Annotated in this window: 16 protein-coding genes; 10 read left to right on the top strand and 6 right to left on the bottom strand. The window is 64.0% G+C overall.

The annotated features are described in order from the left end of the window. Positions 1–178 precede the first annotated feature (178 nt). The 3 genes from ACWPXE_RS04625 to ACWPXE_RS04615 are packed head-to-tail and all read left to right on the top strand — an operon-like array spanning position 179 to position 2,682. Complete coding sequence (locus ACWPXE_RS04625; RefSeq protein WP_454016871.1) at positions 179–1,348, top strand: class I SAM-dependent methyltransferase; 1,170 nt, start codon at positions 179–181, stop codon at positions 1,346–1,348. 50 nt (positions 1,349–1,398) lie between these two features. Beyond that, a complete protein-coding gene (locus ACWPXE_RS04620) occupies positions 1,399–2,217 on the top strand; it encodes a hypothetical protein (RefSeq protein WP_454016870.1) in 819 nt (272 codons plus the stop codon). A 3-nt stretch (positions 2,218–2,220) separates the two neighbouring features. After that, the gene (locus ACWPXE_RS04615) at positions 2,221–2,682 is read left to right on the top strand and encodes a hypothetical protein (protein WP_454016869.1); all 462 of its coding nucleotides are present in this window, start codon (positions 2,221–2,223) and stop codon (positions 2,680–2,682) included. Here ACWPXE_RS04615 and ACWPXE_RS04610 read toward each other — a convergent pair. The 4 genes from ACWPXE_RS04610 to ACWPXE_RS04595 form a co-directional block, all read right to left on the bottom strand. Then, entirely contained in the window at positions 2,620–3,384 is a 765-nt protein-coding gene (locus ACWPXE_RS04610; protein ID WP_454016868.1) for a DUF3883 domain-containing protein, read from the bottom strand. The genes ACWPXE_RS04615 and ACWPXE_RS04610 overlap by 63 nt on opposite strands. A gap of 334 nt (positions 3,385–3,718) precedes the next feature. Continuing rightward, positions 3,719–5,467 (bottom strand): ADP-ribosylglycohydrolase family protein, encoded by a 1,749-nt coding sequence (locus ACWPXE_RS04605; protein WP_454016867.1) that lies wholly within the window; start codon positions 5,465–5,467, stop codon positions 3,719–3,721. Continuing rightward, the gene (locus ACWPXE_RS04600; RefSeq protein ID WP_454016866.1) at positions 5,464–6,153 is read right to left on the bottom strand and encodes a DarT ssDNA thymidine ADP-ribosyltransferase family protein; all 690 of its coding nucleotides are present in this window, start codon (positions 6,151–6,153) and stop codon (positions 5,464–5,466) included. Before ACWPXE_RS04600 ends, ACWPXE_RS04605 begins: the two co-directional genes overlap by 4 nt. Beyond that, on the bottom strand, positions 6,153–7,550 hold the full coding sequence (locus ACWPXE_RS04595) for a 3'-5' exonuclease (protein ID WP_454016865.1): 1,398 nt from the start codon (positions 7,548–7,550) through the stop codon (positions 6,153–6,155). The genes ACWPXE_RS04600 and ACWPXE_RS04595 overlap by 1 nt, the downstream gene beginning before the upstream one ends. A 142-nt stretch (positions 7,551–7,692) precedes the next feature. Between ACWPXE_RS04595 and ACWPXE_RS04590 the strand changes: the two genes are divergently transcribed. The 4 genes from ACWPXE_RS04590 to ACWPXE_RS04575 all read left to right on the top strand — a co-directional run bounded on the left by ACWPXE_RS04590 (position 7,693) and on the right by ACWPXE_RS04575 (position 13,899). Next, a complete protein-coding gene (locus ACWPXE_RS04590; RefSeq protein WP_454016864.1) occupies positions 7,693–8,190 on the top strand; it encodes an MBL fold metallo-hydrolase in 498 nt (165 codons plus the stop codon). A gap of 633 nt (positions 8,191–8,823) precedes the next feature. Beyond that, on the top strand, positions 8,824–10,137 hold the full coding sequence (locus ACWPXE_RS04585; protein ID WP_454016863.1) for an ABC transporter substrate-binding protein: 1,314 nt from the start codon (positions 8,824–8,826) through the stop codon (positions 10,135–10,137). Then, a complete protein-coding gene (locus tag ACWPXE_RS04580) occupies positions 10,134–12,545 on the top strand; it encodes an ATP-binding protein (protein ID WP_454016862.1) in 2,412 nt (803 codons plus the stop codon). Before ACWPXE_RS04585 ends, ACWPXE_RS04580 begins: the two co-directional genes overlap by 4 nt. 10 nt (positions 12,546–12,555) lie before the next feature. Continuing rightward, positions 12,556–13,899: a sigma-54-dependent transcriptional regulator gene (locus tag ACWPXE_RS04575; RefSeq protein WP_454016861.1), complete on the top strand. Its 1,344-nt coding sequence runs from the start codon at positions 12,556–12,558 to the stop codon at positions 13,897–13,899. 16 nt (positions 13,900–13,915) lie between these two features. Here ACWPXE_RS04575 and ACWPXE_RS04570 read toward each other — a convergent pair whose 3' ends face one another. Continuing rightward, on the bottom strand, positions 13,916–15,547 hold the full coding sequence (locus ACWPXE_RS04570; RefSeq protein WP_454016860.1) for a bifunctional aspartate transaminase/aspartate 4-decarboxylase: 1,632 nt from the start codon (positions 15,545–15,547) through the stop codon (positions 13,916–13,918). A gap of 21 nt (positions 15,548–15,568) precedes the next feature. Beyond that, positions 15,569–17,257 (bottom strand): aspartate-alanine antiporter, encoded by a 1,689-nt coding sequence (aspT, locus tag ACWPXE_RS04565; protein WP_454016859.1) that lies wholly within the window; start codon positions 17,255–17,257, stop codon positions 15,569–15,571. Between the two features lie 531 nt (positions 17,258–17,788). On the opposite strand from aspT, the gene ACWPXE_RS04560 reads away from it, so the two are divergent. The 3 genes from ACWPXE_RS04560 to ACWPXE_RS04550 all read left to right on the top strand — a co-directional run bounded on the left by ACWPXE_RS04560 (position 17,789) and on the right by ACWPXE_RS04550 (position 22,053). After that, a complete protein-coding gene (locus tag ACWPXE_RS04560; protein WP_454016858.1) occupies positions 17,789–19,135 on the top strand; it encodes an ABC transporter substrate-binding protein in 1,347 nt (448 codons plus the stop codon). 75 nt (positions 19,136–19,210) lie between these two features. Then, a complete protein-coding gene (locus tag ACWPXE_RS04555) occupies positions 19,211–20,923 on the top strand; it encodes an ABC transporter permease (RefSeq protein ID WP_035674852.1) in 1,713 nt (570 codons plus the stop codon). Positions 20,924–20,937: 14 nt separating this feature from the next. After that, positions 20,938–22,053: an ABC transporter ATP-binding protein gene (locus ACWPXE_RS04550; RefSeq protein WP_454016857.1), complete on the top strand. Its 1,116-nt coding sequence runs from the start codon at positions 20,938–20,940 to the stop codon at positions 22,051–22,053. Positions 22,054–22,057: the final 4 nt, after the last annotated feature.

The following is a 22,057-nucleotide window of genomic DNA, read 5'->3' as shown; positions in this document are numbered from 1 at the left end:
TGGGGCGGCGGCGGGAGGCAGAGCGCGTCCGGTCGGCAGGAGAAGCGTCCAGCCGGAGACCGAAGGGCCCCCGGGCGGTGCATCATCGGCATGGTAGCCCCTGCGGGATGCGGAGCCGAGGCGGGTTGACGAAGCGGCATGTCTACGGGAACCAACGGTGGTAAGCTGTCATCACTCTATGGGGCGCCATGCCCGGAATACCTGTGAGCCTTCAATCAAAAGCGACGGTCATTCCAACTGGTCAGCTCCGCCGCTCTTCCACCTGCCCATGATCGCCCCTCAGCCACCCGACACCCCCAACCAGCCGGCCGAGCCTATACCCGGGCGAGCCTCCCGCGGCGACGCCGTCCAGGAGTACGACCGGCGCGCCGTTGACCTTGCAGGGCTGTACGAGTCCGTTGCCTTCGAGCAGGTCCACGCCGATGTCCTTGACCTCCTGCCGCCGGAACCGTCAGCCATTCTCGACGTCGGCGCCGGGTCCGGACGCGACGCCGCGTGGTTCGCCGCGCGCGGGCACGAGGTCGTCGCCGTCGAGCCGTCCTGCGGGATGCGGGGGGAGGCGGCGCGACGGCACGGCTCCCCACGCATCCGCTGGATCGACGACCGACTGCCGGGCCTCGAACGGGGCCACCGGCTCGGCATGGCCATCGACCTCATTCTGCTCAGCGCCGTCTGGATGCATGTCGGGCTGGCGGACCGGCGGTGGGCGTTCCGCAAGCTTGTCACCCTTATCAAGCCCGGCGGCCGGATGGTGGTCAGCCTCCGGCATGGCCCGCCGGATCCGTCCCGTCTCATGCACCCTGTCAGCCGGGCCGAGATCGAGCGGCTGGCGGCCGAGCATGGCGCCGTTGTGACGCGCGCCACCTGGGCCCCCGACGCCGGGGGCCGGCCGGACATCCAGTGGGAAACCGTGGCCGTCCAGCTGGTCGACGACGGCACGGGCGCGCTCCCGCTCATCCGGCACATCGTCTTGAACGATGCCAAGGCCAAGCACCTACAAGCTGGCCCTCCTGCGCGTAGTGGCGCGCACCGCGGACGCCTCGCCCAATGTCGAGGACCCGGTAGCGCTGCCCCTCGGGCTCGTGGCGCTCTAATGGGTCCGCATCTTCCTCCCCTTGGTCGCTGCCGACCTGCCACAGACCCCCACGAGCCGGAACGGCGACAGCCTTGGATTCGTTCTGGACGCCTTCCGGCGGCTGGCGGAAACGGCGCCACCAACACTGAGGTCTGCCGCATCGCACTCGCCGCCGATGGGAAGATGTTAGCAGTTGTGCTGCGGCGCACAAGCTCGTTATCATCTGAAATGTCCCCGAATACATCAGGGTGTGCTGCTAGCACAGCGCGATAGTGCTTGAGGGTAGATTTCTCATACTTAGCAATACCGGATCAGGAGATGAAATGCGCAAGCCTCCTAAAGTGGACTCGTTGCTTCATCGAGTGTGCTGGCTGCTGAAGCGAGCATGGTGGCTAATTGATACTCCGTATGATCGGCTTGCTCATAAAATGGCTCATATGCGCCGGCGGGGGTATTTCCATAACATTCCGGAAGAATACTTCAGGCGCATGATACGCTATCTGCTGAATGCAGGAAATGGGCCTACTACGCAAAAGACGCTTTTTTCCTTTCTACTTGGAGTTCAGCGAGACCTTGCGCCTAAGCACAAGGATGAGCACTCCGTAGAAAAGCAAGGTTCCCATGATTTTGGGGAGCCAGTTCCCAAAGTCACCGAAGAGGTTATCGCGCAGCTGGCGCTTCTGAAGAGGCAGGTCGAGGTAATTGAGAGTCATGAAAAGATCACAAAATTAACATTTTTGTCCGTGGTTGTTGCTAAACACAAAATCAATGCACGAGTTTACGCATGTTTGGTAATGATGATTCTAGCTGTTACTGGTTACTTTGTGGCTATGGGTGGGGATTTGGCAGGCATTGTCTTTCTGTTTTCTGGGGAATTTATAACTCACTTCGAGATAGTAGTTCCTCTTGCGCTTGGTTTGGCTTTTCTTTTTGATGCAAGTATTGTTTATTTCAGAATGCGGCGTGGTTGCTACGGGTCAAACGCAATAGAAGCAAGGGAGATAATAGAATACGTTATGTCGCACTCTGGGTCTGGTATAAGTGGAGGAGGCGGGGGTGCGCTACAACCACTAGCGATAGAACCGGTTGCTGCGTCAGATTGGCATGGCGTTCCTGGCGCAGTGCGTGGGCCTGGGAGGTAAGCCATGTGGCAAGACATCAGCACGCTTCTTCTTAGGCAGTCCCTTCGGGTGCTGGGAGTCGATTATCCCAAGAGGCTCGCTATTGCGATTTTATCAACAATCGCCATTAGTAGAGCGGCGGAAGTGGCAACTCGTACGTTAGAGTCAAACAAATTTGTAAATTTCCTCAATGAACTGGGGTTCATTGGAGTTCTGCCCTTAGCCCTCATTTTGCTCTTCATGCCAAGTATCCGGTTTGGTCGTCATGCGCCTCCCGAATATGTTGACAACGCCATCAATGCTTTCGAGGCTGTGCTCAATAAGATGAACGCATCGCCCGCGCAGCGTAATATGATGTACAATGGACTTCTTAGTGTAATTGTGAAGAAAATTGACCTTGATAATATCAAGAGTTTTGGCCTGTCAGATAAGGACCTGCAAGATGCACTGGAGGCTTCGCGTCCTGACGATCAGCCCCAGGGTTGAGAACTGGCGCTCATGTAAATGATGCTCGCCAGCTTTCGGTGCGCAGGTTGACCATCTGCTCCAGCGGAGGCGCAAGGGTGAAGATTCTGGGGGCCTTCGCGAACAGGTGGACGCGGTAGATCCGCCAGTCGGTCTCTCCATTGCCACCTCGTGCTCGTTGCGAGTCAGGAAGAATGGTGTCCTCGCCGAGCCGTTGGTGGTCTTCACCTCGATCAGCCGCTCGCGGCCCTGGGAATCGAAGGACAGGATGTCGTACCCGGAGCCGTCGCCGTCCTCGGCGGCAACCCACCGGACCTTTCGGACGAGGTCCGGGCGGTCGGCGTCGGCCAGCCGGCGCCCCTCCAGGTCGAGGACGAAGGCTTCCCCGGCCTTCCCCAGGGCACGGTTCCGGTGGTCCCGCTCCACGGGATCGAACTTCCTGACCAGACGCTTCAGGCGCTCCGGCGTAGCCTCGCCGGCAGCGACCGGTGCCAGCGGCTCAACGAAGACGGGGGCTGGGTCGGTGACTGCCGGAGTCGTCGCGGGAAGGGAATCCAGGATGGCCGGCCGCGCCGTGAGGTAGCGGTCGATGGCGTCGAAGATTGCGTTCTGGTAGTTGCGCTTGGGCTTGTACCCGGGGATCCACGGCAGACGGCCCCTCTGAGCTGGTTCTTCGACGACCTCAGCTTGCCACCGTTTCAAGAAGGTGGAAGGGCCGTCCACCACATCAGCTCAGGGCGTTCTCCGGCCGCTTACCGTTCAGGTGCACGGCTGCTTCTGGCACGGGCACGGCTGCGCGCTGTTCCGCTGGCCCGCCACGAGGCAGGAATTCTGGCGCGAGAAGATTGCGGGTAACGTCCGGCGCGACCGGCGCAACGAGGCTGAGCTCATCGAACTGGGATGGCGCATCCTAACTGTCTGGGAGTGCGCCCTGAAGGGGCGCCTCCGCCTTTCTGAAGCAGACCTGCGCCAATATTTGGACCGGTTTCTGCGATCAAGCATAAATTTCTGAGAAATAAGCTTCCGCGCACAGTAGAACCGAATCTACCGCAGAAGATCACTCCCTTTCATAAACTTCAATCCGATAGCCGTCAGGATCAACGCAGTTGAATGTGCGGCGCCCGTGTATGACCCCTACGGGATCAAGACGCCCCTCACCAAACCTGCTCAACCTTCGGCGAAAATCATCAATATTATCCACCTCGAGAAAAATTGCCACACGTCCGTCTGGCCTGCCGTTCTCCTCAAAAGAATCAGAGGCCTTAAGAGCCAGATAATTATGAAATGTGACGATTTTTCCGGTGACTTTCGTTACCGGTAGACCAATCCCGACCTCATAGAACATCCTTGACATTGATAGATCAGAAACGAGCAGAGTAATCCCGAATCTTCCAATACCTGTGGGCTTGGTTTCCGCATCATTTCTGTAAAGCGGAAGCTCTCTCTCAACCCGCTTCACGAGCCTTTTGAAGAAAACGGTTTGACCATCCAACAATTCAACGCGGAATGCCTCGGGCATGAGAGTGCGAGACGAGGACCGAACTGCCCAAGAAGAAACTTCTTTTACTAGGCGACCATCAGGGAGTGTCTTTTCATCAACGCCATTTCTCTGAAAGCGTTCAAACAGCTCATCGATGTGTTTTTTGGACACACGTTCAACAGATGGCTCCGCTCGCTCCTCGCCCGAAAGCAAAGACCGGCCGAGCTCGCGAAGATATACTGCATCTTGCACCGTGGTGGAAAACGGTATCAGCCAATCCAGTTCGGCTATTGCCCCTAAAAGGCTGGCCGACATAGAAGCAATGGTATCGGTATCAGCGCCCACGGCATAAGCCGCTTGAAGCATTCCATTAATTGGCGTCGCCGCGTGGCGGGACCCGAGAAAAGCGGCGGCTGCGGCAGCTACCGTACCTGCGCCACTCATCTTAGAATCAAAACAGCCGATTTTTTCCAAAACCTGTTGGTCTACCGCCAAGGCCCCGCGCTGAATACCTTGACGACAGACCTCTAAAAGCTCAACCATCTCACCAACGGCTCTTCTCCAAGAATCCTGATAGCCACCAGAATAATGCCGCTGCGCCGCACTGTACCAGTCCGGCCAAACGTCTGTTATTACTGGAAGTTCAGCCCAATTATCAACATTCTGCAATGCAGAATCGACAAGCGCTCCATACGACAGCGTTCCAGTCGAGTCGAAAGCCGACCTAAGCACAAACGCAAATGCTAGTGCCCCGACCAATGCTCTCGGATGCCCATGAGTGCACACTCCATCAGAAACGATGGACTTAGCGGTAAAAGAAAAATCTTTATTAAGGTTTTTCACAACATGAGGCAAGACACGCATGGCGACACCATTGCCGCCAGCGTCGAAATATTTCTCTACATCGGTCAACTTCGCCTGCCAGGGAAGCTTCCCGGTTAGCAGGACATTAACCGCCCTCTTGGTCGCACCTCCCCCACCTCTCTCGTACGCAGACCAGAAAGGGAGTTCCACGTATGCAAGGTGCCGCCACCACTCTTTCCCGCGAAGCAAGCTGCGCCCGACGGCGAGGATTAACTGAGTGTCATCGCTATACTGACCCGGGCGGATTTCCTCCTCTAGTGGTTGGAAACGCCCCCCGGACCGCTTTACCCAGCCCTCGAAGGTTCCATTAGGCACATCTTTCCGTCGCCCGCCAACTCGGCGGGCCCGATCTTCATACGGCCAGCCAAGCGCATCCCCTACTGCCGCCCCTATGAAGGCCGCAACGACTTTTCCGTCGATCGTCTCTTGAGCGCGACTAACCTGTGCCTTCAATGCGGTCATTTCCCATCCCCGGGGGTCCATTCGTGCTCATCAGGTCTGCGCCCGGCCCGAATGCTACCGCTCAACGCATGAGACTCGAATAGCATCGGCGCAACAACAAACCGGATACGCGATGCATCGTATCCGCACTGCTTGAGCCTTGCAAACTCCAGCAGGGCTTGCTGCTCAGATGCGACAGCAACCCCTAATATGTCGCTTACCGAGATTCGATCAGGGATCAGAACCTCCGCTTGGTCGTCAGTGGGGCAACACGAAAGCTGCCCGGGCGACCGCGACCGGCCAGCCACGCGCCCCTCGTACAAACGAGAGAACCCTTCATACCCCTGCCGCAGATGACCACCGTAAGCCTTGGCCGCATTGAGTGGGCAAAAGAACACTCCATCCCGCCACAAGTAGTCTGGCTTTATGAATAAAACAACCCAGTCCTTGAAAAGCGGATCGCGTTCTCTGGCCTTCTTAAAATACCACCCATTCGGGTATTCTATAGAGCAGCAGATGCACTCCGGCTTTCCATCAAGACGGCTCAAATCCGTGGCGTTAAACAGGTCTCTTTCCGCCGCCGTGAGATTTCTCGTCGCAAGAATGCCCAACTCTCCCACCAGTATATGGGCAAGCTTGCGGGATGGAGTGAAGTGACAGAGACGGGTGATACCCAGTTCTTTAGCAGCCTCCTCGATCTTGAGCATCACACTTCCATCTTCTGGCAAATTCCATCCAACTTCGGCAGCAGCGGCGACAGTGGCCCAGAGTGCGTCATGATTAGAGTAGATCTTGCACGAGTCACTCCGACATAGAGCAGCCGGCCGTCTTGACTTGTGGCATCGGCCTCCCCAAGCTCCTCAATATCCTTTGGATCGGGCATATAATCATCCGACAAAAACGGTATGATCACAACATCAAACTCGAGCCCTTTTGCTGCATGGAATGTGCCATAATGCACTCCAGCGCCAGGATGCCATACCTGAAGATCTTTATCTAGCCGCGTGCTTTTCTTCGGCAAGAGTAGCTTGAACAAATCCTCATGCTCTCTCCGACGCAGTATGATACCCACAGACTGCGTCTTAGACAGTTGAGTAGCCTGCTCGGCAACAAACTTTATTTCAGCCTCTTTCGAAGAAACTTTGACAATGGCGGGAGGCGCTCCTGCCGCTTTAGGAGCCTCCGGCATGACGAGGTCATCCTCTCCCCGATAATAAGACATCGCAGATATAGCTTTCGCCACCTCAAATATCTGGGCCGTGTTTCTGTAGTTTTGCTCGAAGCGCCAGACATCATTAATGACCAAACCAGCCGAACGCCACGACATGCGTTTCCCAAAAATCTGCTGGGCAACATCACCAAAAAAAGTAACAGAACCGCCCTTTGGCACAGCCTTCACAAGAGAGCGAATCATCTGTGGAGAGAAGTCTTGTCCCTCGTCAATGACGATGTGCTTATAGTGTCTTTCTGTATTGTCGTTGTCGAATTCTGAACACACACTCGTGGCAATATCATCCCAGTCATAAAGGAATCCTGCATTAGCTCTAAGCGTCAGATACGCCTGATACAGCTTCCACATAGAAGCTCGGTAGCGCCTATCAATGCGCGCGTCCGATCGTCCAGTTCTTGTAACCGACTCATATGCTTGCTCAGAGGCAACACCATGCCTGGATATCCAGGCTATCTCTTCTGACAGTACCGCTGTCGACCGATCAAGAATGGGCGACGGATCTTCTGCCGCTACGCTCTGCTTCGCTTGTTCGATTAGCTCTTCGCGCCTTGTAGGATTAACAATCCCATTGAACCGAGGCATCTTGCCCCGTCTGTTTAGATAGCCTCGCGCAAACGTGTGGTAATTCTCAACTTTTACGTTATGACCTAGAACCTCATCTCCCAGGTGGCGAAAATATGCAACAAGAGCCTTATTGAACGTCACCAAAAGGGTGCGACCGCCATGGGGAAGGGAAGGGTTGCCCAGATATACGGCCCTGTGGATTGCGATAGTGGTCTTCCCGCTACCCGCTGTACCGAGGACGGCGACGTGCCCCTGCGCCGGGAGATAGAGCACTTCTCTCTGTCGATTAACAGGAACGGGGAGCGGCATAAAGGATCCCTCAACAACAGCTTTGTAGAGCGTGTATTCTTTAAATACTGTATCTTACGCGGTCATGTCTACCTATAAGTGCGTCGCCGGCCGAGTTCGAGGGTTCTGTTGCAAAGTTTGAGGGCGGGTGCGGAGAGTAAGAGTGCCTTGCTCTGTCGAAAGCCTCGCGGGCTGGCATCGTCAACAAGTTGGCGATGCCCCCGCACGTCACTACTCGCGGCGTCTGCTGACCCGGAACAAGACCCTATGGACAGGGTATGCGCTGGACACCCCGGCGCGGCGCATTCTCTTCAGCGGCGACAGCGGCTATGGCCCGCATTTCGCCGAGATCGGTCGCCGGTTTGGGTCATTCGATCTCGCCGTGCTGGATGGCGGGCAGTACGACCGGCGCTGGGCGCATATCCACATATTCCCCGAAGAAGCCGCGCAGGCCGCCGAGGATCTGCACGCCGTGGCTCTGCTTCCCGGCCGTGTCGGCCGATTCACCATCGCCAAGCACGCTTGGGACGAGCCGTTCAAGCGCATCACCGCCGCGAGTGAAGCTCGGCCATACAGGCTTCTCACGCCGCTCATTGGTGAGCCTGTGTTCCCGGGGGACAAGGATCAACACTTCTCCAGCTGGTGGGAAGGCATCGAGTAGAGCGCGACGGAGGCGGGGGCTACCCGACGTGAGGCCGCTGAGCCGGTTGCGTGTCCCCGCACAGGCAGTGAACGGTCAGATCCACACTGGCGGCAGAGTCAAATCTCGGTGGTTTCGCGCCCCCGCAACCAAATCACCTGTTCGCCAAGGCCGGTTCCCACTCGGGACCGGCCTTTCGCGTTTCCAGGCCCTGGGTCCGGGCAAGGCCCTTCCCGATCAGAGCCCTTCATCAAGCCGCTTCCCACGCTGCGCAGCCTGCGACGCGACAGGGGCTGGCTCCGGAACGCCTCACCGATCCGAAGCCGGTATTGTCGGCGGTGGACTTCAAGGTTTTTCTCCCGCTTCAAGGCGGATATGAAGGAGCGCACCTCCTTCGTGCTGGGTGGCTTGATCATGGCTGCCTCCATCGTGAAAGCCCCCGGCAGAGCCCGACCCGGGAGGAGAGGCGCCGGAGACGGCGAAGACCCGCCCTGGCCACCGTTGGCACATGGCCGGCGCAGGGCGAACCAAACCGTTGGACAAAAGAACAGAGCGCCCCGCACAGTGTCCCCCATCATGATTGGATTGCGTGCTTTTGCCGGGCACCTCGCTGCCGCTCTTTTGCTGGTCCCGTTTCTGCCGCCGGGTATCGCGGTGGGGCAGGACACGGATGCCGCCGTCACCGTGCTGACATCCTTTCCCGCGGCCTTTTACGAACCTGTGCGGGAAGCGTTCGAGGCGACCCACCCGGATTGGCGCCTGCGCATCGTCAACACGAAGACCACCGCGGCGATCAGCCAGTTGCAGGAGCGGAGCGACGGTGGCGTCGACGTCTTCTGGGCGTCCGCTCCCGACGCCTTCGAGGTGCTGAAAGCGGCCAAGCGTCTGGAGCCGGTCGCCCCGCCGCCAACGGGAGCACCCCCGACCATCGGGAACCAGCCCATCAACGATCCGGACGGGGCCTATCTCGGTTTTGCGCTGTCGGGCTACGGGCTGCTGTGGAACCCGCGTTATCTCGACCGGCACGGCCTGCCGACGCCGAAGCGGTGGGAGGATCTTCGCCACCCCATCTATGCCCGGCATCTCGGCATCACCGCCCCGTCGCGCTCCGGCACCATGCATCTGATGGTCGAAACCGTGCTGCAGATGCAGGGATGGGAACGCGGATGGGCGACTTGGCTGGAGATCGCCGGGAATCTCGCCACCGTGACGGCGCGCAGCTACGGCGTGGTGGACGGCATCGCCAAGGGGCGCTTCGGCGTCGGGCTGAGCATCGATTTCCTTGGACAGTCCGCTGGGTTGGAGGAGGACGATCTGCGCTTCGCCTATCCTGCCGACAGCCTGTTCCTTCCCGCCAGCGTGGCACTGCTGCGCGGCGCGCCGAACCCGGACGGAGCGCGCGCCTTCATCGACTTCCTGCTGTCCCCGGCCGGTCAGGCGCTGCTCGTCCGCCCGGACATCCAGCGGTTGCCGGTGCGGCCCGATGCCTACGCCGCAGCCCCGGCCGGCTATCCCGACCCCTACCGGACGGAGACGGGGGACGACCTGTTCCTGTTCGACCGCGCCCTGTCCGGCGCCCGATACGAGCTGGTCAACCTGCTGTTCGACGAGTTGGTGACGTTCCGGGTCAAAACGCTGAATCGGGTCTGGCAACTGATCCACGAGGGAGAGACGCGCCTGCACGCGCTCTACGGTTCCGCAAATCATGAGCCGGTCGCGGCGGACCTGCTGCGCGCCGCGCGGGCGGCGGCCACCGCGGTCCCGGTCTCCGCGGCGGAGGCCACCGACCTCGCCTTCTCCATGGCGTTGCGCCGCCCGGCGCGCGGCCTTCCCGTGTCCAGCCGGCAGGCGGAACAGGAAGCCGCATGGCGCACCTTCTCCCTGCAACGGCTGGACGAGGCGCTCGCCCTGGCGGAGCGCGCGCTGATCATCCTGCGCGTGGCCGGCGGCGAAGGGGTCTGGCCGTGAGCGCGGACGCCGTCGCCGGGCAGGCTCCCGGTCCCGTGCGGTTCGGCATCCGGGCGCGGCTGCTGCTGGCCTTCGTCGCGGTGGCGGCGCTGTCGGTGGTCGCCTGCGGGCTGGGCTGGCTGTCCTACGACCGGCTGGGCGGCACGCTGGACGAGTTCGCGGAGAGCCATCTGCCGGCTTTGGGACTCGCCGCGCGCCTGGCGGAGGAGGGCGGCAGCATCATCGCCACCGCGCCGATCCTCGCCAACGCCCGGACGGAGCAGGAGCTGGGCACCATCCGCGACGCTCTGGGCCGCCGGCTCGCCGCGCTGCGCCTGCTCGCGGCGGAGGGGGAGCGCGGCGTCCCCGGATTGCGCCCGATGGTCGACGCGCTCGGCCACAACCTGACCGACCTCGACGCGACTGTGCGGCACCGGCTGGCATTGGCCCGCCGCAACCAGGAAAGCATCGAGCGGTTGCGCTGGATGCACGCCGACTTCCTCGACGAGATCGAGCCGCTGGTCGCCGACGCCCGCTTCAACATCCAGAGCGCGCTGGGCACCGTGGAAACCGGCACCCGCTCCGCCGAAGCGGTCCGCGTGCTGCGCGAGGAAAGCCGGCGCAGCGAGGCGGTGCTTCAGATCGGCGCGAACGGCAACCTCGCGGTCGGGCTGATCGCGCGAGCCGCGACTCTCGCCACCACCGAGGCGCTGGACGACAACGTGGGATTCCTGGAGGAGACGGCCGACCGGTTGCAGCATGACCTTGCCACGCTGAAGGACTGGGCGGACGGCGTGTCGCTGGGGCAGGTGGTCACCCGCCTGCTGGAGCTGACCCGCGGCGAGGGCAGCATCCCGGACCTGCGCCGGGCGGAGCTGGCCGCGGCCGACCACGGGCAGGGACTGCTGGCCGAGAACCGGACGCTGGTGGCCCGGTTGAACGGCCTGATCGCCCAACAGGTGCAGTCGGTGGAAACCACCTCGCGCGCCGCCGCCGCCCGTTCGGCGGAGGCCATCGCCGAGGGGCGGTCGGCCCTTCTGGCCAGCGCGCTGGTCAGTCTGCTGGTGGCGGTGCTGGTGGCTTGGCTGTACGTCAACCGCAGCATCATCTCCCGCCTGACGCGGCTGGGCAGCGCGGCGCACGAGATTGCCGCGGGCAACCTGAAGGCGGACATCCCGCTGGGCGGCAACGACGAGCTGTCGCAGATGGCAGCGGCCCTGCTGGTCTTCCGAGACACCGCCATCGCTGTGGAGGAGGCCAACGCCCAGGCCATCATCGACAACGCCCAGGCCGGGCTGGCGACCACCGACGCCGACGGGGTGATCGAGTTCGTCAACCCGCTGGCCGCCGCCCTGATCGCCGCGCCGGAGGGCAGTGCGGACGGACGTCTGGCGGACCGGCTGGACCCCGCCGGCGCGCGACGCGTGGAGGACTTCTTCCGCGAGGCTCGCGAGGCGCCCGACGACGCGGCACCGTCCCTCTCCATCCTGACCGCCGGACGGCGGCCGAACGGTCGCCCGGTGCCGGTCCAAGTCGGTATCCGCCCTTTCCGGCGGCGCCAGCAGCAGCGCTTCATCGTCACCCTGACGGACATGACGGAGCGGGTGGAGGCGCAGCAGCTTCTGGAACGCACGGTGGCGGAGCGCACCGCCGATCTGCGCACCATCAACGCGCGGCTGGAGCGGTCCATCGCCGAGCACCAGCGCGCCGAGCGCGACCTGCGCGACACCCAGGCGGAGCTGGTGCAGGCCGGCAAGCTGGCGGCGCTGGGCCAGCTGGCCGCCGGGGTGGGGCACGAGCTGAATCAGCCGCTGTCGGCCATCCGCTCCTACGCCCACAACGGGCGCAAGCTGATCACGCTCGGGCGGGTCGCGGAGGCGGAGGGCAACCTCGGCAAGATCGCCGATCTGACCGCCCGCATGGCCAACATCACCAACCATTTGAAGCGCTTCGCCCGCCGTCCCGACACCCGGTTGGGTGCGGTGGAGCTGGCGCCGGTGGTGCAGGGCGCGCTCTCCCTGTTCGGCGACCGGCTGCGCGAGGAGTCCGTGGAGCTGGCTGTGGAACTGCCGGAGGGTGAGCCGCTGCGCGTCCGCGCTGAGGAGGTCCGGCTGGAGCAGGTGCTGGTCAACCTGCTGAGCAACGCGCTGGACGCCGTGGCCGACGCCCCGCAGCGCCGCGTCGCCATCGCCGCGGAGGCGGCGGAGGGGACCGTCCGCATCACGGTGCGCGACAGCGGCCCCGGCATCCCGGACGCGGTGGCCGGGCAGGTGTTCGACCCCTTCTTCACGACCAAGCCGGTGGGCACGGGGCTCGGCCTCGGCCTCTCGATCTCCTACAACATCGTGCGGGACTTTGGCGGTGCCCTGTCCGTGGCCGAGAGCGGCCCCGGCGGAACCACCTTCCTGCTGACCCTGACCCGTGCCTGAGCGACATCGCATGACCGTTCTTCTGATCGACGACGACGACGAGGTGCTGGATGCCAGCCGCCAGACGCTGGAGCTGGAAGGCTTCGCGGTGGAGGCGACGACCCGGCCCGAAAACGCCCTGGACCGGCTCGGCCCGTCCTGGCTGGGCGTGGTGGTGACCGACGTGCGCATGCCCGGACTGGACGGCTTCGCCCTGCTGGACCGGGTGCGCACCGCCGATCCGGAGGTGCCGGTGGTGCTGGTCACCGGCCACGGCGACATCGCCATGGCAATGCGCGCGGTGCGCGGGGGCGCCTACGACTTCATCGAGAAGCCGGCCGAGCCCGGCCATCTGGTCGAGGTGGTGCGCCGCGCGCTGGAGCACCGGCGGCTGGTGCTGGAGAACCGCAGCCTGCGGGCGCAGCTGGCTGGCGGCGGTTCGCTGGAAGCGCGCATCATCGGCCGCTCGTCCGCCATCGAACGGCTGCGCGCCGCCGTGGCCGGGCTGGCCGACGCGGAGGTGGACGTCCTGCTGTTTGGCGAAACCGGAACGGGCAAGGAATTGGTCGCCCGCAGCCTGCACGATGCCGGGCGGCGGCGGTCCGGCAACTTCGTCGCCCTGAACTGCGGCGCCCTGCCCGATACCATCATCGAGAGCGAGCTGTTCGGCCACGAGCCCGGCGCCTTCACCGGCGCGCAGGGGCGGCGCATCGGCAAGCTGGAACACGCCGACGGCGGCACGCTGTTCCTCGACGAGATCGAGAGCATGCCGATGCATCTCCAGGTCAAGCTGCTGCGCGTGCTGCAGGAGCGGGTGATCGAGCGGGTCGGCGGCAACCGGCCGATCCCGCTGGACCTGCGCGTGGTCGCCGCCACCAAGGTCGATCTGCTGCGGCTGGCCGGGGAGGGCAAGTTCCGCGAGGATCTCTACTACCGCCTGAACGTGGTGACCGTCCCGCTCCCGCCCCTGCGCGAGCGGCGGGAAGATGTGCCGCTGCTGCTGCGCCATTTCCTCGACGCCGCCTCGGCCCGCGCCCGCCGCCCGGCGCCGCCGGTGGACGCGGCGGCGTTGGCCCGTCTGGCCGCCCATGGCTGGCCGGGCAACGTCCGCGAGCTGCGCAACGTCGCCGAGCGCATGGCCCTGGGCCTGGGAGATGGTCTGGCGGGCGGAGCTGTGACCGGGGCGGGCGGCAGCGGGATCGAACCCCTGGCCGAGCAGATGGACCGCATCGAGAAGCAGTTCATCGAGGACGCGCTGGCCCGCTGCGGCGGGCGGGTCGGCGAGACGGCGGACAAGCTGGGCATCACCCGCAAGACCCTGTACCTGAAGATGCGCCACCACGGCCTCCAGCGCGGCGACTTCACCGAGGAATGAGGGTGGGCCAGGGCGGTCAGTTGGGCTTTGTCTTGCCGTCCGGTGTCTTCCCGTCCTGCCGTTGCGTTTTGAACTCCTCGTAGGACTGGTCGGCCATCCCGCGCAACGAGCGCCCGATCGCCGCGTACTCGTATTCGTTCAGATTGGCCAGCGAGACGCGGGCGGCCGGCTGCTGGGTGCCGAAGCCCTTGCCCGGCAACAGGACGATGCCGGTCTCCGCGGCGATGCGGAACAGCAGATCGTTCGGAACGAAGTTCGCTTTCACCCAGGCAGCGTAGTCCGGGCCGTAGAGCTTGAGCGCGATCTCCTCCAGATCGAGGAGGGTGTAGTAGTCCACCGCGTTCGGGTTGGGCTGCGTCGGCAGGCCCAACTCGCGGTACAGGGCGGCCTCACGCCGGCGGATGACCTTCTTCAGCTCGGTCTTGTAGCCGTCCTGCTCGTCCATCAGGGCGAACAGGGAGAACGGCACCATCTGCACCTGCTGCGGCGTGGACAGTCCGGCGGTGTGGTTCAGCGCCACGGTGCGGCTGTCGGCGACCAGCCGGTCGACGAAGCGCAGGCCACGCGCGTCCGGCACCAGCGAGCCGTACCGGCGATCAAGCGCCGCCTTCCGTTCCTCCGGCAGGCCGGCGATCCGCTGGTCGCAGACGTTCTGCTTGTGCGTGGCGATCACGCCCAGTCGCCATCCCGTCGCTCCGAAATATTTCGAGAAGGAATAGACCAGCATGGTGTTCTCGGGGCAGACGGCGAACAGCGACCGGAAATCGTCGGCGAAGGTCCCGTAGACATCGTCCGTCAAGATGATCAGGTCCTTGCGCTCGGTCTTCACGATGGCGGCGATGCGGTCGAGGCTGCGGTCGTCCATCTTGACCGAGGGCGGGTTGCTGGGGTTGACGCAGAAGAACACCTTGACCGCCGGGTTTTTCAGCTTGTCCAGCTCGGTGTCCGGATACTGCCAATGGCTGGCCGGGTCGGCGTTGATGGCGACCTCCGTCAACCCGTACTCGTCGAGTTCCGGGATTTCGATGTAGGGGGTGAAGACGGGCAGGCCGATGGCCACCTTGTCGCCCCGTTCGAGCAGCCCGTTCTGCTTCATCGTGTTGAAGATGTAGGTCATCGCCGCGGTGCCGCCCTCGACCGCGAACAGATCAATGTTGCCGGTCGGCAGGAAGCCGCCGACCATCTCCTTCACCAGATAGTGGCGGACGATGTCTTCGCTGAGCGACAGCATGCGCGGCGGCACCGGATAGTTCGCCCCCAGCACCCCTTCCACCATCTCGTGCAGGAAGCCGGAGCCCGACAGGCCGAGCTGGTCGCGCACGTAGCTCAGCGCGCGGCCGAGAAACACCACGCCCTCCTGGTCGCGGTGTTCCGAGACGTAGCGTTCGAACCGGCCCTCGATGCCCTCGATCCGCGGCAGGCCGCCGACGCCGTTCGGCATGTAGGAGAAGGACAGCTCGGCCTCGGCGACGGCGAACAGTCCCAGCCGGAAGAAGGCGCGGCGCGGCAGGGTCGCCAGGAAGTTCGGGTTGCCGCGCCCCGCGTTGAGCATCAGCCGGTTCTCGCGGCCGGAGGCGAGCTTGATCAGTTCATCCTTCAGTTCGAAGGGGCTGAGCTTCGCGTATCGGCTGTAATCGATCGAGTCCATCAGGGGAACTCCTCGTCTGGATCACACGAAGGCCACCACCAGCGGCCCCAGCAGGGTCAGGAAGACGTTCGCCAGCGCGTAGGTGATGGCGAAGGGAACGGTCGGGATGGAGTTGCCAGCCTTGTCGAGCACCTCGCCGAAGGCGGGGTTGGCGCTCCGCGATCCGGCGAGCGCGCCGGCGAAGATGGCCGCGTTGTCGTAGCGCAGCAGGTAGCGCCCGACGAACAGGGTGATGATCATCGGCACCAGCGTCACGACCACGCCGACCAGGAAGATGCTCAACCCGCTTTCGACCACGGTGCTGACCGCCTGCCGGCCCGATTGCAGGCCGACCACGGCGACGAAGCCGGCCAGACCCAGGTCGCGCAGCAGCGTGGAGGCCGGCGTCGGCATGTTGCCGATGGCGAGGTTGCGGGTGCGGTACCAGCCGAACAGCAGCCCGGCCAGCAGGGCGCCGCCGCCGCTGCCCAGCGTCAGCGGGATGTCGCCGATGCGGATGACGGCCAGACCGACGAGCAGGCCCAGCGCCAGCCCCAGCCCGTGGTAGATGAAGTCGGTCTTGTCGCTCGCGATGACCTCCGTCCCCACCGACGTGGCGACGCGCTGCACGTCCTCGGCGGTGCCGTAGAGCGTGACGACGTCGCCGGCCTCGATCACCGTGTCGGGGGCGAGCGGCAGCGGCCGGTCGCTCCGCTTGAGGCCGGTCACATAGACGCCGTGGTACAGGTTGGCGGAGGACAGCTTGCGGATTTCGGCGACGGTGCGGTGCACGAAGGCGGGGTTGGTGATGGCGACGTCGCGCACCAGCATGATGAGGTCCATGCCCTGCGAGGACTGAAGCTCCGGGCCGAGCGTGTCGGCAAGGCCGACCACCCCGGACCGCCTCCCGACCAGCAGCACGACGTCCCCGGCCTCCAGCCGCAGGTCCGGCTGCAACCCGATCAGCGCGTTCTTGCGTTTCACCCGTTCCACGCTGACCGGACCGTCGGCGGAGTCCGCCTCGATCTGCGCCACCGTCCGCCCGGCCGCCCGCTCGATGCGGTAGAGGCGCCCGACCAGGGGCGGCATGGCGTATTCCTCGCCCCGCGCCAGGAAATGGGCGCCGGCCAGCATCGCGGTTTCCGCCTTTATGGCGTCGTCGCGGATGCCGCGCTTCATGATCCAGGGCAACAGATTGACGCAGACCAGGATGGCGCCGAACGACCCGAAGATGTAGGTGACGGCATAGCCGACCGCGACGTTGCCCTGGAGGCGCTGCACCTCCTCCGCCGGCAGCCCGAGCTTGCCGATGGCCGAGCTGGCCGTGCCGATGATCGCCGACTGGGTCAGCCCACCGGACGCGATGCCCGCCGCCAGACCTTTGTCGAGGCCGGTCAGGCGGGCCATGATCACGACGGTGACCAGACCGCTGATTGCGAGAACCGCCGCCAGGACGATTTCGCGGATCGACTGCCGGCCCAGCGATTGAAAGAACTTCGGTCCGCTTTCAAAGCCGACCGCGTAAATGAACAAAGCAAACAGAACCGCTTTGACGCCGTTGTCGACCGATACGCCAATCTGGCTGATCACCACGGCGACCAGCAATGATCCGGCGACACCGCCAAGCTGAAATTTACCGAATTGAAATTTGCCGATCCAATAGCCGCCGGCCAGGGAGAGAAATAACGCGATTTCCGGGGATTGATTGACGATCGAATGGAGCCATGACATGGGGATTCCTTCAAAAGTTCATTTTGTGCGTGCATCGATTACAGGGAGGATCGTCAAGTGAAATAGCAATCTGGATCGGCGGTCAAGGTGCGCAAATCTGCTCCATAAATGACAATATTTCTGGGAATACGATTGTGTTTTAATTGGATGAGTGAGTTCTATTGTTTGTTATCAGCAGTTTGCGGGGGGCTGTTTCATTGGTTTTTGTTTTAAATATTTTGCTCGATCACCGATGCGCCGCACAAACCCATTCAAGGAGAGGCTGGATACTCTGGAAGGCGGTAACGCTTTTGGCCGCGGCGTCGCCTTCTTCGTTGCCGGGCTTTGCCGCCGTGCGGGGCTGATCTCCGATCCAAGGTGACGAGGCCCTGGGGCCGGGCCTCCCTGTTCCCGCCGTTACCCATCGCAACCACCCGATGTTACCGGCTTTACCCATCCTTCGAGCGCGATCCCAATGAATTCGCTTGCGAACGGTCTGGCACGCGGATTGCTGAAAGAACGCGCAGAAAAACACTGGGAGGAACCATACCTATGTCTCGCACGCTGCACGGCGTCGCGGCCGCCCTGGCCGTCCTGCTCGCTTCCAGCACCGCCGTCTTCGCCCAGGACCCGTCGGGCAAGCTGGTCGTCGTCACCTCCTTCCCGAAGGACCTGACCAGCGCCTTCCAGCAGGCCTTCCAGAAGGCCTATCCGAAGGTCACGCTCGAGGTTCTGAACCGCAACACCAACGCGGGCGTAAAGTATCTCCAGGAGACGGCGTCGAACAACGGCACCGACCTGTTCTGGGCCTCCGCCCCCGACGCCTTTGAGGTCCTGAAGGGCGCCAACCTGCTGCAAGCCTACAAGCCGAAGGTCGAGGGCATTCCGGAGAAGGTCGGCGCCTACCCGATCAACGATCCCGAGGGCATGTACGCCGGCTTCGCCGCCTCGGGCTACGGCATCATGTGGAACAGCCGCTACATGAAGGCCAACGAGCTGCCGGCCCCCAAGGAGTGGTCGGACCTCGCCAAGCCGGTCTATTACGACCACGTCGCCATCTCCGCCCCGTCGCGCTCCGGCACCACGCACCTGACCATCGAGACCATCCTCCAGGGCGAGGGCTGGGAGAAGGGCTGGCGGACCAACAAGGAGATCGCCGGCAACTACCGCACCATCACCGAGCGCAGCTTCGGCGTGCCGGACGGCGTGAACTCCGGCAGCTTCGGCATCGGCATCGTGATCGACTTCTTCGCGCTGTCGTCCCAGGCCTCTGGCTTCCCGGTGGAGTTCGTCTATCCGACGGTCACCACCATCGTGCCGGCCAACATCGGCATCGTGAAGAACGCCCCCAACAAGGCCGCCGCCGAGACCTTCGTCGACTTCATCCTGTCGCCGCAGGGCCAGGAGGTCCTGTTGCAGCCGGCCATCCGCCGCCTGCCGGTCAACCCGACGACCTACGCCAAGGCCCCGGCCGACTACCCGAACCCGTTCAAGGACACCTCGCTGGGCTCGCAGGTGAACTTCGACGTCGAGGTGTCGCAAGCCCGCTACAACGTGGTGGACGCGCTGTTCGACCAGCTCATCACCTTCCAGCTCGACGGGCTGAAGGCGGCGACCCGCGCCATCCATCAGGCCGACGCCGCGCTGGCCAAGAAGCCCAACGACAAGGCCAAGGCGCTGCTGGCCGAGGCGCGCGATCTCGTCGCCGCCATGCCGGTGACCGCCCAGGAGGCCGCCGACCCGCAGCTCGCCGGCGCCTTCACGGTGGAACGCAAGAGCGCCACCGACGCCGTGCCGGAGCGTCAGGCCCAGGTCGAGCAGAAGTGGGCCGCCTTCGCCAAGGACAACTACGCCGCCGCCCGCAAGAAGGCCGAAGAGGCCCTGGCGCTGGCCCGCTGACCCGAGCGTGATGGGAGGGGCGCCCCGCGCGGGCGCCCCGCCTCGCCTTCTCCCCCGATACCATTGGGCTGAACCATGACGTCTCTTGCGCTCACGCGCGAAAGCATCGCGCGCGTGCGGCCGGGGCCGGCGGTGGCGGCTGTGCTGATCGCGCTGTTCCTGCTGCTGTTCCTCGTCGTGCCGGTCGTCCAGGTCATCTTCGTCGCCTTCCAGGACAAGACGACCGGGTCCTTCACCCTGATCAACTTCGCCGACTTCTTCCGGAACGACCTGTTCATGCGGTCCTTCTGGAACTCCTTCTACGTCTCCGCCATGTCGGTGGTGGTGGCGAGCGCGCTGGCCCTGCCGCTGGCCTATCTGACGACGCGCTTCGAGTTCCGCGGCGCCGTGCTGATCCAGAGCCTGGGCATCATTCCGCTCATCATGCCGCCCTTCATCGGCGCCGTGGCGATGCAGCTCCTGTTCGGGCGCAACGGCACGGTCAACCTGCTGCTGCGCGACCATTTCGGCATCTCGATCCCGTTCATGGAGGGGCTGAACGGCGTCATCTTCGTGCAGAGCATCCACTATTTCCCGTTCATCCTCATCAACCTGTCGGCCAGTCTGAAGAACATCGACCGGGCGATGGAGGAGTCCGCGCAAAACCTCGGCTGCCACGGCTTCCGGCTGTTCCGCCGCATCGTCTTTCCGCTGGCCATGCCGGGCTACGTCGCCGGCGCGTCGCTGGTCTTCATCAAGGTGTTCGACGATCTCGGCACGCCGCTGCTGCTCAACGTCAACGACATGCTGGCGCCGCAGGCCTACCTGCGCATCTCCTCCATCGGCATCGCCGACCCGATGGGGTACGTGATCTCGGTGGTGCTGATCGTCTGCTCGCTGCTCGCCCTATGGGTGTCGGCGCTGGCGATGAAGGGCAAGGACTACGCGACCGTCCAGCGCGGCGGCGGCGGTCTGGCCCGTCGGCGCATGAAGCCGCTGGAGCTGGTGGCGGCCTACGCGGTCGTGCTGCTGATCCTGGTGCTGGTTCTGGCGCCGCACATCGGCCTGACCCTGCTGTCCTTCGCGACGATCTGGTCCTTCAGCCCGTTCCCCGACGCCTTCACGATGAAGCATTACGGGACGGTCTTCCTGGAGAGCGGCCAGTACATCACCAACACGCTGCTCTACGCCTCGCTGGCCGCACTGCTCGACGTGGTGATCGGCACGGCCATCGCCTATCTGGTCCTGCGCAGCAAGCTGCCGGGCCGGCAATGGCTGGACTACATCGCCATGGCGGCGCTGGCGGTGCCGGGCGTGGTGCTGGGCATCGGCTATCTGCGCAGCTTCTACGACGTGCCCATGCCCTTCACCGGGCAGCCGCTGTCCGGCTTCTGGCTGATCCTGGTCTTCGCGCTGGCGATCCGCCGCCTGCCCTACGCGCTGCGCGCCTGCACCGCGGCCCTGCAGCAGGTCAGCAACTCGCTGGAGGAGGCGGCCGAAAATCTGGGCGCCACCAAGCTGCGCACCATCAGCCGGGTGGTCGTGCCGCTGATGTCCGGCGGCATCCTGGCCGGCTTCGTCACCAGCTTCGCCACTGCGGCGGTCGAGCTGTCGGCGACGATCATGCTGGTCCATTCGCAGAGCGACGCGCCGCTGGCCTACGGCCTCTACGTCTACATGCAGTCGGCGGCCGGGCGCGGCCCGGGGGCGGCGCTGGGCGTGTTCGCCGTCGTCATCGTCGGGCTGGGCACCTACCTGTCGCACGTCATCATCGAGCGGGGCCGGCGCGAGCGCGGCCAGGACCATTGAGGGGAACCGCCACCATGAACCATCAATTCTCCCCCACCTCCCTGGCCGCCGGGATGGAGAGCGTCGGCGTCCGCATCAACGGCGTGGACCTGTCCTACGGCAGCCACCGCGTGCTGAAGGACATCCATCTCGACATCAAGCCGGGCGAGTTCTTCGCCTTCCTCGGCCCGTCGGGCTGCGGCAAGACCACGCTGCTGCGGCTGATCGCCGGCTTCAACACGGCGCAGCGCGGGGCGGTGACGATCGGCGGGCGCGACATCTCGTCCCTGCCGGCTCACAAGCGCGACGTCGGCATGGTGTTCCAGAGCTACGCGCTGTGGCCGCACATGACGGTGCGCCGCAACGTCGCCTTCGGGCTGGAGGAGCGGCGCGTGCCGCGCGCGGAGATCGAGCGGCGGGTGGACGCGGCGCTCGACCTCGTCGGGCTGAAGCATCTGGCCGACCGCCGCCCGTCGCAGCTTTCGGGGGGCCAGCAGCAGCGCGTCGCGCTTGCCCGCACCATCGTGATCGAGCCGAAGGTGCTGCTCCTGGACGAGCCGCTGTCGAACCTCGACGCCAAGCTGCGCGTGCAGATGCGCCAGGAGCTGCTGAGCCTTCAGCGCAAGCTGGGGCTGACCACCATCTTCGTCACCCACGACCAGGAGGAGGCCAACACCATCTGCGACCGCATCGCGGTGATGGAGGACGGCATCGTCCAGCAGGTCGGCACCCCGCAGGAGCTGTACGACCACCCGGCCAACCTGTTCGTCGCCGGCTTCCTCGGCACCGCCAACGTGCTGGAAGGGCAGGTGCGCGCCGTGGACGGTGGGACGGCCTTCGTCATGGGCGGCGGCGTGCCGATCCCGTTGCCGCACGGTGTGGAGCCAGGGGCCGAGGGCAAGCTGATGTTCCGCCCGCAGAACCTCTTCATCCGCCAGGACGGCGGGCCGCCGCGCGCGGGGCATGTCCGACTGATGGGCGTGGTGCGGCATCGCGAGTTCCTGGGCGCCTCGATCCGCTACGCGGTGGACATCGGGGGGCAGCAGGTGCAGGTTGACGCCCCGCACCAAGCCGGCGACGCGCTGCTGCCGACCGACACCCCGATCACCCTCGACCTCGCGGCCGACAAGGCCCGCTTCCTGCGCCGATAGGAGT

It is taken from the genome of Azospirillum sp. Marseille-Q6669 (genome assembly GCF_965111635.1).
This window is presented reverse-complemented; position numbering and strand designations above follow the sequence as displayed.

Excerpts from the sequence above, each read along its gene's own strand:
- ACWPXE_RS04625 (WP_454016871.1), top strand. The coding sequence starts at position 179 with ATGGGGCGCCATGCCCGGAATACCTGTGAGCCTTCAATCAAAAGCGAC.
- ACWPXE_RS04575 (WP_454016861.1), top strand. The coding sequence starts at position 12,556 with ATGACCGTTCTTCTGATCGACGACGACGACGAGGTGCTGGATGCCAGC.
- ACWPXE_RS04600 (WP_454016866.1), bottom strand. The coding sequence starts at position 6,153 with ATGCTCAAGATCGAGGAGGCTGCTAAAGAACTGGGTATCACCCGTCTC.
- ACWPXE_RS04555 (WP_035674852.1), top strand. The coding sequence starts at position 19,211 with ATGACGTCTCTTGCGCTCACGCGCGAAAGCATCGCGCGCGTGCGGCCG.
- aspT (WP_454016859.1), bottom strand. The coding sequence starts at position 17,257 with ATGTCATGGCTCCATTCGATCGTCAATCAATCCCCGGAAATCGCGTTA.
- ACWPXE_RS04605 (WP_454016867.1), bottom strand. The coding sequence starts at position 5,467 with ATGACCGCATTGAAGGCACAGGTTAGTCGCGCTCAAGAGACGATCGAC.
- ACWPXE_RS04550 (WP_454016857.1), top strand. The coding sequence starts at position 20,938 with ATGAACCATCAATTCTCCCCCACCTCCCTGGCCGCCGGGATGGAGAGC.
- ACWPXE_RS04620 (WP_454016870.1), top strand. The coding sequence starts at position 1,399 with ATGCGCAAGCCTCCTAAAGTGGACTCGTTGCTTCATCGAGTGTGCTGG.
- ACWPXE_RS04570 (WP_454016860.1), bottom strand. The coding sequence starts at position 15,547 with ATGGACTCGATCGATTACAGCCGATACGCGAAGCTCAGCCCCTTCGAA.
- ACWPXE_RS04615 (WP_454016869.1), top strand. The coding sequence starts at position 2,221 with ATGTGGCAAGACATCAGCACGCTTCTTCTTAGGCAGTCCCTTCGGGTG.
- ACWPXE_RS04560 (WP_454016858.1), top strand. The coding sequence starts at position 17,789 with ATGTCTCGCACGCTGCACGGCGTCGCGGCCGCCCTGGCCGTCCTGCTC.
- ACWPXE_RS04595 (WP_454016865.1), bottom strand. The coding sequence starts at position 7,550 with ATGCCGCTCCCCGTTCCTGTTAATCGACAGAGAGAAGTGCTCTATCTC.